Below are 14,057 nucleotides of genomic sequence, written 5' to 3'. Positions count from 1 at the left end.
GGCTGTTTTTATTTGAATAACTGAGGTTAATGGGCTGATATGCTAATGTGGAAATGTAAAGTGGCTGCTAATTTAAAAGCATGCTGAGTGATTAGTCTTCCGCAGGGAGGGAAATAATTTAGAATAACCCTGGAGGAACTCGGTTACGGGCAGATCGCTGCAAAGGCTTCGATCAAGTAAAAGAGCGCCTGCCACAACAAAGGTTTAGAAGTGTAGGTAAAAAAGTGCAGTTTTGTATTGAATAACACTGATACCATGGCAAAACCTAATCCTAACGGCAACTTCAATATTATTACCACCACCCTCACCGGCCTGGAAGAGGTGCTGGCAGCAGAACTGGCCGCCCTCGATATGGAATTTATTAAAGTTGGTAACCGCGTGGTAACCTGCTCCGGCAACCTGCGCCAACTTTACGAGGCCAATATGTGGTGCCGCACAGCCATCCGCATTCTCAAGCCGATCCGAAACTTTAAGGCCCGCGACGAAAAAGACCTGTACCAGCAGGTGTACAAAATAAACTGGGCCGATTATCTGCGCCTGGAGCAGACCTTCGCCATCGATGCCGTGGTTAGCCACTCCACTTTTGAGCACTCGCTGTTTGTGGCGCAACTTGCCAAAGATGCCATCGTGGACCAGTTCCGGAAAGTAACCGGCGAGCGTCCATCCGTAGACCGTATACGCCCCGATATTCGCATTAACCTGCACATGCATGAGAACATGGTCACCCTGTCGCTCGACTCTTCAGGCGACTCGCTGCACCGCCGCGGCTACCGGGAGCAGACCAACGTGGCCCCGCTAAACGAGGTGCTGGCGGCTGGCATAATCGGTTTGTCGGGTTGGGATAAGAAGTCGGCGCTGGTAGACCCCATGTGCGGCTCCGGCACCCTGCTGATTGAGGCGGCCATGATGGCGCAAAACACAGCACCCGGACTTTTCCGCCGCGACCCTTTTGCCTTCGAGAACTGGCAGGATTACAACGAAGACCTTTATAAGATGGTCTGGAAAACAGCCGAGGCCAAAGAAAGGCAGGAGCCACAGGCCACCATTATCGGCTACGACATCGACAGCGATTATGTAGAAGCTGCCCGTGTAAACATTGAAAATGCCGGACTTGAAAAAGTAATCAAAATTGAACAAGCCGATTTCTTCCAGACGCAGGCTCCTGCAGACCACGGGGTTTTAGTAGCAAACCCGCCTTATAATGAGCGTATTGTATCTGATGATATAAACCTGTTGTATAAGCAGATCGGTGACACCTTAAAAAATAATTACCAGGGGTTCGATGCATTTATTCTCACCGGAAACCTGGAAGCTGCCAAACATATTGGCCTCCGCACCACTCGCCGCACACCGCTTTACAATGGTTCTATAGAATGCCGCCTGCTCAAATACGAGTTATACAGAGGTAGCAGGAGAGTAGGAAACGAACCTGGAGAGGAAGGCGCTGTTTAAGATGAAATCTTGCTAAAGGGAATCCGGATATCGAACTATCGGATTCCCTTTTTTTAAAGTCAGGCTGGGAGTTCTTTAATAACCCGGCACGGATTACCGGCTGCAAACACATTGTCGGGTATGCTCTTGGTAACAACGCTGCCAGCGCCTATAGTGGTGTTATGGCCAATGGTTACGCCGGGACAAACCACCACATTGCCACCCAGCCACACATTGTCCCCGATAGTGATGGGAGATGCAAGTTCAGGCCCCTTAATCCGCTCCGAAGCTATAACAGGGTGGTAGGCGGTGTAAATGCTCACATTAGGCCCCATCATCACGTTAGCGCCTATGGTTACGGCGGCGCAATCCAGTATAACGCAGTTAAAGTTCATGTACAGGTTTTCGCCGGCAAAAATATGGTTGCCATAATCGCAGTAAAACGGTGCCTGAATTTCAATTTTCTCCCCGAAAGCTCCCAGCAGCTGCTGCAGCACGGCTCTCTTGCCGGTCTCGTTATCGAAAGCGGTTTGGTTGTATTGCACCAGCAGCTCCCGGGTTCTTCTGCGCATTTCTACAAGTTCAGGATCGGCGCCCACATACAATTCGCCGTCCAGCATTTTCTGTCGTTCAGATTTCATAGTTGTCTTGTTTCCTGTAAAGAAGAGAAATTCGTTGGAATAAATCTTTGTTAGGTCGATGAAAATTTAGCCTTCTTCCTAAATGTTAGACGCCAGACCTTTTATTAGTTAAGAGTTATGAGTTAAGAGTTAAAAAGTTGTTTTTCATTCACTCAAAATTCCCTTTTCTCCATCTCCAAATCTTCCCATCTCCAAATTCCCAAATTAACCATTCAGCAATTCAGCAATCAACAATCAACAATCAGCAATTATTTGAATGAAAATAGCCTTCCGAAGACATTTCAGGTAATTTCTGGTAAGGGTTTAGCGGCTTCACCTCTACCTGAAAACGCCAGGTGCACGAGCAGGGCCAGGTTAGAGAACACAAGCCCCACCAGCACCACCCCCTGCCAATGCCAAAGCTGCCATGCCTGGCTGGCCAACAGCGTGCCGGTAGCGCCTCCGGTAAAGTAAGTAACCATATACACCGTGTTCAGGCGATTGCGTGCCTCAGGATTAAGCGAAAACACCATCGTCTGGTTGGCGATGTGGGTAGCCTGCAAGCCCAGGTCTAACAAAATAACCCCCACTACCAACCCGATAAAGCTGTGGCTAAAGGTGCCGAAGATGACATAAGACACGATGATCATGAGGGTGGTGGCGGTAATGATGTGGCGGGTATTCATTTTGTCGGCCAGCCTGCCCATAACGGAAGCCATGATGGCACCACCGGCACCTACTAAACCAAATGCACCTGCCACATCGCTGCCTGCGTTAAAGGGCGGTTCTTCCAACAAAAACACCAGGGTAGTCCAGAAGCCACCGAAGCAGGCAAAGGTGAGGGCACCACGGGCAGCGGCAAGCCGTAACACCGGCTCTTCTTTTACAAGCGAAACCAGGGAGCGCATCAGGCTTTTGTAGGAGCCCTTGTAGGATGGATGTACTTCTGGCAGCATTAATTGAATGGCGAGGCCGAGTAGCACCATCAGGCCGGCCGCAATCAGAAACATCGCCCTCCAGCCCAAATGAGCACCTACAAAGCCACTGATGGTCCTGGACAGGAGTACCCCGATTAACAGGCCGCTCATAACGGTTCCTATGGCTTTCCCGCGGTTTTCGGGGCGGGCCAGTTGTGCAGCCATGGGTATGAATAATTGTGGTACCACCGAGGTTGCCCCAATCAGCAGGCTGGCCAGCATGAGCATGTAAATATGGTTTGCAAAGGCAGCCAGCAGCAGCGAGAAAATGATCAGGATAAAATCTGTAAGAATCAGGCGTTTACGGCGGAATATATCACCTAAAGGAATAATCAGGAGAAGGCCGATGGCATAGCCGACCTGCGTCAGCATGGAGATAATACCAGCCTTTGCTTCGGGTACCTGAAACGTTCTGGCAATTTCGCCTAACAAAGGCTGGTTGTAGTAGTTATTTGCCACTACCAGACCAGAGGCAATGGTCATCAGCCAGAGCGTTGAAGTGCTTAAAGTAGGGAAAGGACTGGTGGCAGAAGCAGCGTTTTTCATATGAATTAGGGGAAGCGGATGAAGCAAATAACAGCTACAAATGTACGAGGTGCACGAGATATTGGTCAGTCTTTTATAACCCAAATCAATAATTGTTCTCTGAACTTGCTGCAGCTACGGCGGCAAACCCTGATGCTTTTGAGTTTAACGGTAAGAAGCGGTTTGGAAGAAAAGTGCTACAGCAAAGAATATAGTAACTCCTATATTCGTTTAATGAAGTATGGAAATCAGGCAGCTAATGTTTATAAGGTGGCAGCAGGTGCGCAGAAGCCTCAGCGGACTTCCGGTGCTGCACTGGCTGCTCTTGCTGGTGGTAGCCTTCGCGTTGGCTGCTGCGCTGCTACAGGTGCTTACGAGCCTGGTGGGGGCAGCCGTTGTCGCAGGCGTTTTCGTTATGTTGGTGCTGTCGCTACACCTGGGCCGCAGCGACCGGCAATTTGTGCGACTATTTACAGAATACCCCGCTCGCCTGTTTTTGGTGGAATATCTTTTGCTGTCGGTGCCGTTGCTTTGCCTTTTGCTGTTTACACCTTTTTGGTATGCAGGCATGGTAGTAGGAGTGGCGGTGGCCCTGGTGGCTCATCTGCCTTTCAGCTATAAACCAGCTGCCGTAGGTCTTAACTTCAGCCGTTTTTTGCCTGCTCATGCCTTCGAGTGGTTAGCAGGTTTCAGAAAATATGGCCTCTATATCGTGCTGCTGTACCTGGTGGCGCTGCTGCTGGTGCCTGTTAAACTGGTGTCGTTGTTTGTGCTGTGGTTTATCACCTCGCTCCTGATGAGCTTTTACCAGGAGTGTGAGCCGCTTCACATACTTCGGCTGAGGGAGCAGGAGGGTAGCGCGTTTATCAGGAATAAGCTGCTGCAACACTTAAAGCTTTACTTGCTCTTATGCCTGCCTTTGCTACTGGTTTACACCGCGTTTCATCTTGAAATGTGGTATCTGCCACTTGTTTTTATGCTGCTGCTCTGCCTGAACGTGTGCTTCTTTATTTTATCGAAATACGCTTTTTACAGACCAGGCTGTTCCCTCTCCGGAAGTAGCTTACTCGGGAGCCTGGCCATGGCGAGCAGCCTGTTGCCATTCCTGATTCTGTTGCCGCTGGTCATGAACATAAGGTTTTATGCCAAAGCGGTCTCTAACCTGAACGACTATCTGCATGATTGAATTAAGGAACCTCAACGTAACCTATGAGCAGCGACCTGTGCTGCTGGGCTGTAACCTACAACTGGCGCCAGGGCAGGTACACGGGCTTGTCGGGCTAAACGGTGCCGGTAAAACTACGCTTTTAAATACGCTGGTCGGAGTGGTAAAGCCAAGGCAGGGGGAGGTGCTGTATAATGGCCTGAAGCTACGGCACAGGCAAGTCGGCTACCTGGAGGCCAGCAACTATTTTTACGCCAACATAACCGGCCAAGAGTACCTGGGGCTGTTCCCAAACAATTCACCCACTTTTAATACAGACACCTGGCAACAGCTCCTGCACCTGCCCCTGCACCAACTGATAGAGACGTACTCGACCGGCATGAAAAAGAAACTGGCCCTGCTGGCGGTCCTGAAACTGGACCGGGACATCGTGATTCTGGATGAGCCTTTTAATGGGCTTGACATGGAGGCGAGCCAACTCCTGAAAAGTATCGTGCTTAAGCTCCGGGAGCGCCAGAAAACCATTATCATCACCTCACACATTTTCGAGAGCCTGACCAGCATCTGCGACCAGATCCACTATTTGGATAACGGTTGTATAGCAGAAACAATAGAGCAAAGCGGTTTTCGCCATTTCGAAGACCGGTTATTTGAAACTATAAGAAAGCAGCAGGAGGAACTGATGCAAAAGGTGCTGTAGTTAATTTACCTGATGAGCCCTTGACCCTTTAGGGACAAAAACCCTTTGGAAGGCTGTTTTCATTTGAATAATTGCTGACTGATAAGCTCGCATCCTGAATAATCAGGCAATCGTGCTTTTATGGCTGCTATACCGCCGATAGAGCAAGTAAACCGCGGAGCCAATCAGCCAGACCGGCCATAGATACAGTAAGGTCAGTATAAAGCCACGGCAAAGCTGCCAGCCACTAGCCAGTGCCGCAAGTGCATCTGTTAAAAAGCCAGGTTCCTCGGTAACGGGAACAGGTAGCAGCTGGTACATGCTCAGGTGCAAGGTGCTGTAGGTGGTTTGGTGCTGCAACAAATTTAGGCGGGCCTGCATTGCTTCGGTTTCCTCCTGCACTTTCTTCAGTTCCTGCTCTATGGCCAGTACATCTGCTATTTTGTTCGCCTGTTTTAGTAGATCCAGGTAACGCTGCTCCACTGCCTGCTTTGCCTTTATACGTGCCTGCACATCCACATATTCCATAGTCAAATCCTGCGAAGAAATGTGGAGGTTGTCCAGCTGAATGCTCTCTTTCTGCAACGCCTTTACCAAACCATCGAGCTGCGAAGGAGCTACTTTGATGGTATAATTCAGCTCATTTCTTTCTTCAGAATTTAGGTTTTTTGAGCTGAATATGAAAGCGTTATATGCGCTCAGTTGCTGCTGGAAATTGTCAGAGCTGGCCTGCAGGTCTTTAACCTGAAACCGGAGGTTGGCAACTTTTATGATTTTAACGTTGGGTTCTGCTGGCTTAACTTCCGGGGCAGCGCCTTCTTCCGAAGCAGGGGAGTTGGAGAGGGCATCTGTGGTGTCCGGCATAGCTTCTTCTGTACCACTTATGTGGCAGGAGCTAAAAAAAGATAGACCAACTAACAGCAGGAGAGGGAACAAGGTTCTTTTCATGGCGCAGAAGTTAATATTTCTTTATGCCTGAAAATGAACCAGGTAACCCGGGAAAAGTTATGAATTTTGAGTACGAGAATTGGAAGAATTAGAAATAGAAGGTTAAGACTGATTTTTAGTTGATTAAACAAGCAAGGCAGCCCTCTAGAGCTGCCTTGCTTGTTTAATTGCTGAAAAAGTCTTGTGTTCTGTTTCTTTTATGCCTTCTTTGTTAGAGTCTTCTGATCTCAGCACCTAGGGCATTCAGGCGACCATCTATGTTCTGGTAGCCACGGTCTATCTGTTCTACGTTATTAATCACGCTGCGGCCTTCTGCTGAGAGGGCGGCAATAAGAAGTGCCACACCAGCACGAATGTCAGGAGAGGTCATCGTAATGCCTTTTAGCGGCACTTGCTTATTCTGCCCGATAATGGTGGCACGGTGCGGGTCGCACAGTATAATCTGGGCACCCATTTCTATGAGTTTGTCAACAAAGAACAGGCGGCTTTCGAACATTTTCTGGTGAATAAGAGCGGTGCCTTTTGCCTGTGTGGCCACAACCAGGGCAATGCTGAGCAGGTCAGGGGTAAAGCCGGGCCAGGTGTGGTCCGAAACGTTTAAAATACTGCCATCTATGTACGTGTCGATTTCGTAATGGTCCTGAGCCGGAATGTAAATATCGTCGCCCCGGTATTCCATGTTAATGCCAAGCCGGCGGAAGGTGTCAGGAATAAGGCCAAGTTCCGGAATCTGGCAATCCTTGATCGTGATTTCAGAACCTGTCATGCCAGCCATGCCGATAAACGAGCCGATTTCGATCATGTCGGGCAGGAGGCGGTGTTCGGTACCGCCAAGTTTTTCCACGCCTTCTATTGTGAGCAGGTTAGAGCCAACACCGCTGATTTTGGCACCCATGCGATTGAGCATGCGGCAAAGCTGCTGCAGATACGGTTCGCAGGCTGCATTGTAGATGGTGGTAGTGCCTTCGGCCAGGGCAGCCGCCATTACAATATTGGCTGTTCCGGTTACAGAGGCTTCGTCCAGGAGCAAATATACTCCTTTCAGGCCTTTGGTTTCTATATGAAAAAAGCTGTCGTGGGTATCGTAAGAGAAGGTGGCACCAAGTTTTTCGAGCCCGATGAAATGGGTATCCATCCGGCGACGACCAATTTTATCGCCACCAGGCTTGGGGAGCTTGCACTGACCAAAGCGGGCCAGCATCGGGCCCAGAATCATAACAGAGCCCCGGATAGAGCGCCCCAGCTTTACGAAAGAATCTGTTTGGAGGTAATCGAGGTTAATGTCGTCTGCCTGAAAAGTATAGGTATCGGGGGCAGTGCGGTTTACTTTAACTCCGAGGTTATCCAGAAGTTCTATGAGTTTGTTTACATCTACTATATCGGGTAAATTCGAGATAGTAACGGGTTCCGGGGTAAGCAGTACGGCACATAAAATCTGAAGTGCCTCATTTTTTGCACCTTGTGGAAATATATCTCCTTTCAGCCTTTTGCCGCCAATTACTTCAAATGAAGCCATTCAGTTTATTTATTTCTGGTGTTAGATGTAGTTCTTGGGTTTTTGCGGTTGCGGTTGGCATCGTTCCGGTCGTTTCGGTCGCCACGGTCGTTTCGGTTCTGCTGTTGTGCACGCGCGTTATTATTGCTGTTACTATCCTGACCCGATGATTTACCGGAGCTTTCGAACAGGTTGTTGCTTTCGATAAACGCCAGGTCCATGTCCAGCTTTCCTTTCGACATCTGCCGGATGTCGTTCAGAATAATGTCGTCGGTAATACTTTCCTTGTTATAGGAGCGGTACAGCGTTTTCATAAGCTTGCCTAACGATACAATAGCAGCATCGCGCTCGGCAGGGTCCTCCAACTCGGTGGCACGCTGAATGAGCAGTTCCACATTGGTACCATAGTGCTTGTAACGTGGCGACGTGAGCGGGTACTGCATTTTCTGAGGCTTGTCGTTCAGGTACTCCATGGCGCTGAGCGGGTAAGGGGCATCCACATCAAGCTTAGAGCCAGACATCACGTACAGGTGGTTCCAGAGTTTCTGCTGCGCATCCTGAATATCGCGGAGCTGCGGGTTGAGCTTCGCCATCAGGTTAATGAGCAACTGCGACAGGCGCGTGCGTTCGGTTCTGTCTTCGATGCTCAGTATATGGTTTACAAGATCCTGCACGTTTCTGCCGTATTCGCGCAGCAGCAGATCCTGTTTAAATGTAGTACTAGCTTCCATTATATTTTAAAAAATTAAAAATTCAAAATTAGAAATTAGAAATTTTGGGGAATTAGAACTTAGAAAGTTGTTTTGGTGCTATAGGATACTCAGTAGTACGGATTCTGAAGAGGAAGTTATGGTTGTTGCTACCAGATAACAGGCTTTACTTTCAGGTCGACCTCCTCAATTTCTAATTTTTAATTCATAATTTCTAATTTAAATGTGTATGCGCAACTTGGCAAAGCTCAGCAGCAGTGTTTTTTCGCCCACCTCGTCGAAGTTGATGATGGCTTTGCTACTGTTGCCCTGGGTATCTATTTTAGAAACGGTGCCGAAACCAAATTTGGGGTGCTCTACTTTCATGCCGGCTGCCAGGGTAGAGGTGTCGCTGGGTACAAAGTCGGCAGGAGCGGTGTAGTTGGTGGCCACCTGTTTGCGCGGTGCCGGTGCTACCAGGTGGCTGGCACTTGCAGCCTTGCGCTGAAGCACTTTTTCAAACATGCTGTTGCCCTGCACGTCGCCGTACTTAAAGTTCAGGAAACGGCTGTCGATCTCATCTACAAAGCGGCTTTTCTCGCAGGCCCGCAGGTTGCCCCACTGGTAGCGGCTGGTGGCGTAGGTAAGGTACAGCTTTTTCTCGGCACGCGTAATGGCTACATAGAATAACCGCCTTTCTTCTTCCAGGTCGGCGCGGGAGTTCAGCATCATCTGGCTTGGGAACAGGTTTTCTTCCATGCCCACAATAAATACGTTCTTAAACTCCAGTCCTTTGGCCGAGTGTATCGTCATGAGCGTTACGAACTCTCCATCGTCATCGGCTTTGGTGTCGGCATCGGTTATGAGCGCAATATCCTGCAGGAACGCCGAGAGGCTTTTGTCTTCCTTCTCCGGGTCATCTACGTACTCTTTTATACCGTTTAGCAATTCCTGTATGTTCTCGTAGCGCGCCAGGCCTTCCACGGTTTTATCGGCATACAGGTCATCAACGATGCCGGAGTGTTTGGCTGCATGTTTGGCTACTTCGTAGGCGTCGGAGTTTTCGGCGATGCGGGCAAAGTCGCGGATCAGGATAGAGAAATTCTCGATGGCCGTGCCAACCCGGTTGCCCAGGAAGCTGCCGGCATTCTGCACCACTTCCCACACGGTATGGTTGGTGTCGTTGGCGGTTACGAAAATTTTCTGTTCGGTGGTTTCGCCAATTCCTCGTTTCGGGTAGTTAATAACACGGCGCAGGGCCTGCTCATCATTGGGGTTCACTGTGAGGCGCAGGTAGGCGATCAGGTCTTTTATTTCTTTACGCTGGTAAAAGGAGAGGCCACCAATTATCTTGTACTTGATGTTCATACGGCGCAGGGCCTCTTCCATGGCCCGCGACTGTGCGTTGGTGCGGTACAGGATGGCGAAGTCGTCGTAAGAGAAGTGGTTGTTCATCTTCTCTTCAAAAATGGTGGTGGCTACCAGCTTGCCTTCTTCGTTGTCGGAGTTGGCTTTTATCACCTCAATCAGCGGGCCTTCTTCGTTGTCTGTAAAAACATCTTTGCGCAATTGGGCCTGGTTGTTTTTGATAACAGAGTTGGCGGCATGCACAATGTTTTTGGTAGAGCGGTAATTCTGCTCCAGCTTAAACACCTGCAGCTCGGGGTAGTCGCGCTCAAAGTTCAGGATGTTCTGAATGTCGGCCCCACGGAAAGCGTAGATACTCTGGGCATCGTCGCCTACCACCACAATATTGCGGTTCTGTGCAGCCAGCTTGCGCGTAATCAGGTATTGCGAGTAGTTCGTGTCCTGGTACTCATCCACCATCACATATTTAAAAATGTTCTGGTATTTGTTCAGCGCATCGGGATGGTCTTTAAAGAGCACGTTGGTATTGAAGAGCAGATCGTCGAAATCCATGGCACCGGCCGCGAAGCAGCGTTTCTGGTACATTTCGTAAATCTTGCCAATCTTGGGGCGCATGGCTGCCTCATCGTCGGCCTGAATGGTGGGGTCGCTCAGGTACTGGCGCACCGATATCAGCTTGTTCTTGGCTGAGGAAATACGGCCCAGCACCACGTTCGGCTTATACAGCTTATCGTCGAGGTTCATCTCTTTTACGATGTTCCGGATAAGTGTTTTGCTATCGTCGGTGTCGTAAATAGTGAAGCTTTTCGGGTAGCCGATTTTGTCGGCCTCTGCCCGGAGTATACGCGAGAACACTGAGTGGAACGTGCCCATCCAGATGTTCCTTGCCTCGTTGCCGATCACCTTCTCGATCCGGTGCCGCATTTCCTTGGCTGCCTTGTTGGTAAAGGTAAGGGCTAATATGTTAAAAGGATCGACCTGCTGACTGATCAGGTGCGCGATTCTGTATGTAAGTACTCTTGTTTTACCGGAGCCTGCACCCGCAATAATCATGGCAGGTCCCTCTATATGAAGCACTGCCGCACGTTGCGACTCATTTAATAAACTGATATAATCCATTTCTTCTCTTCCGCGTGCGTCTTAAAATCAACGCAATTTACGAATACTAATCCGTATTCAGAATGCTCCGGCGAGAATTACAGCACAAGTGGCAAGGTTTCGTGAATTCTTCTAATGAAAATGGCCTTCAGAAGGAAATTCAGCATAAATAAGCCAAGGTTAGTCAGAGGTAAGTATAGAATGCGACATAACCTTTCGGAGTTCAAAGCTTTGTTTTTTCAATTTCAATAATATGATTAAAAAAATCCTGCGTCCTGTGTCTCGAAGCTTTGCAATTTCGAATTCCGGAAAGTTATAACGCCAACTATATCGTGAACACACTTTATCATTTTCAACTTAAGCATTAATTCGTCTACTCAAACCTTGGCCCCTCCATCTTCGCATTTTCAAAGCAGCTTTCTTCAAATTTAAATTAACTCATTACCACATTAAATATTAGCAGATTATTCTAATGAAAACAGCCTTCAGAAGGTAAATCAAAGAATTCTGGTCAAGGGTTGTACCAGGTTCACAAGCTTAGCTGCTGGTTCTTTTAGATTACTTTCTGCTGATAAAGTACTCGGAACATTGGTTGTATAGAGGCAAAATCGTTTAATTTGTGGTGTGGTGTTTGATGGTCGGTTAGTTAGTCAAATCAACCTGCTGTATATTAAGATTATCTAGTATGAAAAACCTGTTACTGCTGCTGTTTCTGTTTTGTTTACACCAACATGGGCTGGCACAGGCAACTCCATCGGGCAACTTGCCTGTGCAGAAACAAATTCCCATCAATCTAAAAGCGGCTGTCGGCTGGCGTTCTTCTGAAACGCAGGAAGGTGTGGCGCTGTATATTGCCATGCAGCACCAGGCGGCTTATACCAAGTTTAAAGAGGCTGTGACAAAAGGCGACAATGATGCCTATTATTTTATGGGCCGCATGCAACAGCACCGGGAACTAAGATCTGGCCTGTTCCTCAGCGATTCTGTTGAACTCAAAAATCCGGAGGTTTATTTTGCCGCCAACCGCGACTCTGCCCGCTATTTCTACGAGAAGGCTGTAAGAGGCAATTGTCTGCTGGGCCACCTGGGGCTTGCCGAACTCATGACCCTGAAAAGTGTGGAGGATGAGGAGCAGTTTAAACGGCACATCCGAAGTGCTTCTGTTGATATAAAAGAAAAAGCAGCGGCAGGCGATGCCTTCTGCAACCGCATATTGGGCAGCATGCACTACAATGGCTTTGGCGAGCGTGAAGACAAAACAAAAGCCTTCCAATATTTCAGTAAAGCAGCTGCTCAGAGCGATGTAGTATCGTTTGGGTACCTGGGTAGCTTGTATATGGAAGGAGAGGGAGTAGCCAGAGACAAGGACAAAGCTTTTAACTGGTTTAAGAAAGGAGCAGAAGCCGGTGACCGCGAAGCCTGTTACTCGCTGGGGCTGTTTTATGAGGAAGGTCAGAAAGGAAAATCGGATCTGAAGGAGGCACTGAAATGGTACAAACGCGCCATGGACAAAGGCAGTATGATGGCCTATGAGCAGCTAAAGCAGCTCGATGAAACCCCTGATTCCAAACTGCTGCTTGGCGCCATAGACCGGAACCTGGAATTAATTAGCCGGGCCGTGGAACTGGGTGCCAACGTAAACTGCAACGATAACCCACATGGCTTCGATCTGGACTTTAAAGGGCGCACTCCGCTGATGCATGCCTTGTACCTGCCACACCTGCTGGAAGGTTATGGCTCGGTATACAGACCGGAGGTACGGGTTGAATCGGTTAGGTACCTGCTGCAGCATGGTGCCGACATAACTCAAACCGACCAGGAAGGAAAGACGCCGCTGATGTACGTGGTAAGCGGGACCAGGGTAAACACCGAAGCTTTTGAGACAGAGCAGTTGCATTTGATAGACACCCTGCTTGCACTTGGCTCCGACCCAAATGCCAAGGACCTGCATGGTAACACAGCGCTGCTGAATGTGCTGGAGTTTGGCAAGGGCCTGGGTATGGCCGAAATTCAGAAACTGCTGGAGGCAGGGGCCGAGGTTAATGCGCAAAACGAGTCAGGAAAAAGTGCCCTGATGCTGGCTTGCGACCTGAACCTGAGCAACGAGATGATCCTGCTGCTGCTTTCGGCAGGCGCAGATCCTAAATTGCTCGACAGCAGCGGGAAGGCAGCCATCCATTTCACAAAACGCGAGAACATAAAGAACATGCTTCTGGCTGCCGGCTCACCTGAGTTTTAATCCGGCTTTATGCGCCAGAAAGGAATGGCACTATCAAAATACTGAACTTAAACTTTTTTCTGCCTAAATTTGTCTTTTCTGCAGTGCAGCAGCCTCTGCGGTAGGGGCCAGGGCAGCACTTTGTTTTCCATAGCAACCATATGATAGTTCTTCAGAATACGGTTATTAGTGATGATGTTCGCGATAATTTCTTTGTCTGCAATTTAGAGAAATGCAAAGGCGCCTGCTGCGTAGAAGGTGACCTGGGGGCACCCCTCGACGAGGACGAACTGCCGATACTGGAGCAACATTACGATAAAATTAAGCCTTATATGAGCGAAGCAGGCAAGCAGGCCATTGCCGAGCAAGGTGTTTATATTAAAGATTGGGAAGGTGATTTCTCAACCCCGACAATTGGCGACAGAGAGTGTGCCTACGCGCTCTACGACACGGCCGGAACCCTGAAATGCGCCATTGAGCAAGCTTACCTGGCAGGCGAAATAAGCTGGAAGAAACCAATTTCCTGCCACCTGTACCCCATCCGGATTACCAAGTACGATGGTTTTGACGCTCTGAACTATGACCGATGGAGTATCTGCGCTAGCGCCTGCAGCTTTGGGGCAGACCTGGGCGTGCGGGTATACCAGTTCCTGAAGGAGCCTCTGATCAGGAAGTACGGCGAAGGCTGGTACAGCGAGCTGGAACAATTGATAGGGGAGGAGCTAAACCCAACCAAAAGCAAATAGTTAAAGCATATACTGTGAAGTTTTTCTTTCCACCGCCCACCTTTCAGTTAAAGTTACTGGCAGTGCACGGAAGGGAAATGGTGCAGCAGCCATACCAG

11 protein-coding genes are annotated in these 14,057 nt (G+C 49.0%); 5 read left to right on the top strand and 6 right to left on the bottom strand.

Annotated elements, in window-relative coordinates:
* Positions 1–255 precede the first annotated feature (255 nt).
* On the top strand, positions 256–1,452 hold the full coding sequence (locus tag FVR03_RS13905; protein ID WP_147922365.1) for a THUMP domain-containing class I SAM-dependent RNA methyltransferase: 1,197 nt from the start codon (positions 256–258) through the stop codon (positions 1,450–1,452).
* A gap of 59 nt (positions 1,453–1,511) precedes the next feature.
* Here the strand turns inward: FVR03_RS13905 and FVR03_RS13900 are convergent, their stop codons facing one another.
* Together FVR03_RS13900 and FVR03_RS13895 are read right to left on the bottom strand one after the other, a co-directional pair.
* The gene (locus FVR03_RS13900; protein WP_147922364.1) at positions 1,512–2,072 is read right to left on the bottom strand and encodes a sugar O-acetyltransferase; all 561 of its coding nucleotides are present in this window, start codon (positions 2,070–2,072) and stop codon (positions 1,512–1,514) included.
* Between the two features lie 281 nt (positions 2,073–2,353).
* A complete protein-coding gene (locus tag FVR03_RS13895; RefSeq protein ID WP_222707236.1) occupies positions 2,354–3,574 on the bottom strand; it encodes an MFS transporter in 1,221 nt (406 codons plus the stop codon).
* Positions 3,575–3,794: 220 nt separating this feature from the next.
* On the opposite strand from FVR03_RS13895, the gene FVR03_RS13890 reads away from it, so the two are divergent.
* Both FVR03_RS13890 and FVR03_RS13885 read left to right on the top strand, forming a co-directional pair.
* Positions 3,795–4,739 carry a hypothetical protein gene (locus FVR03_RS13890; RefSeq protein ID WP_147922363.1) on the top strand — a complete coding sequence of 315 codons (945 nt, stop codon included), beginning with the start codon at positions 3,795–3,797 and terminating at the stop codon, positions 4,737–4,739.
* Positions 4,732–5,418: an ATP-binding cassette domain-containing protein gene (locus FVR03_RS13885; RefSeq protein ID WP_147922362.1), complete on the top strand. Its 687-nt coding sequence runs from the start codon at positions 4,732–4,734 to the stop codon at positions 5,416–5,418. The genes FVR03_RS13890 and FVR03_RS13885 overlap by 8 nt, the downstream gene beginning before the upstream one ends.
* Before the next feature lie 102 nt (positions 5,419–5,520).
* On the opposite strand, the gene FVR03_RS13880 is transcribed toward FVR03_RS13885, so the two are convergent.
* From FVR03_RS13880 to FVR03_RS13865, 4 genes are all read right to left on the bottom strand, one after another.
* Positions 5,521–6,345: a DUF4349 domain-containing protein gene (locus FVR03_RS13880; protein WP_147922361.1), complete on the bottom strand. Its 825-nt coding sequence runs from the start codon at positions 6,343–6,345 to the stop codon at positions 5,521–5,523.
* 211 nt (positions 6,346–6,556) lie between these two features.
* Positions 6,557–7,861 (bottom strand): UDP-N-acetylglucosamine 1-carboxyvinyltransferase, encoded by a 1,305-nt coding sequence (gene murA, locus FVR03_RS13875; RefSeq protein ID WP_147922360.1) that lies wholly within the window; start codon positions 7,859–7,861, stop codon positions 6,557–6,559.
* Positions 7,862–7,866: 5 nt separating this feature from the next.
* On the bottom strand, positions 7,867–8,571 hold the full coding sequence (locus FVR03_RS13870) for a DUF4290 domain-containing protein (RefSeq protein ID WP_147922359.1): 705 nt from the start codon (positions 8,569–8,571) through the stop codon (positions 7,867–7,869).
* Positions 8,572–8,769: 198 nt separating this feature from the next.
* Positions 8,770–11,016 carry an ATP-dependent helicase gene (locus FVR03_RS13865; RefSeq protein ID WP_147922358.1) on the bottom strand — a complete coding sequence of 749 codons (2,247 nt, stop codon included), beginning with the start codon at positions 11,014–11,016 and terminating at the stop codon, positions 8,770–8,772.
* A 664-nt stretch (positions 11,017–11,680) separates the two neighbouring features.
* Between FVR03_RS13865 and FVR03_RS13860 the strand changes: the two genes are divergently transcribed.
* Complete coding sequence (locus FVR03_RS13860; protein ID WP_147922357.1) at positions 11,681–13,234, top strand: ankyrin repeat domain-containing protein; 1,554 nt, start codon at positions 11,681–11,683, stop codon at positions 13,232–13,234.
* A gap of 140 nt (positions 13,235–13,374) precedes the next feature.
* Positions 13,375–13,959 carry a DUF3109 family protein gene (locus FVR03_RS13855; RefSeq protein ID WP_147922356.1) on the top strand — a complete coding sequence of 195 codons (585 nt, stop codon included), beginning with the start codon at positions 13,375–13,377 and terminating at the stop codon, positions 13,957–13,959.
* Positions 13,960–14,057 lie beyond the last annotated feature (98 nt).

This window comes from Pontibacter qinzhouensis (assembly GCF_008017455.1).
Lineage (GTDB): Bacteria > Bacteroidota > Bacteroidia > Cytophagales > Hymenobacteraceae > Pontibacter > Pontibacter qinzhouensis.
The sequence above is the reverse complement of the archived record's forward strand: the minus strand, read 5'-3'. Positions and strand labels throughout refer to the sequence as shown.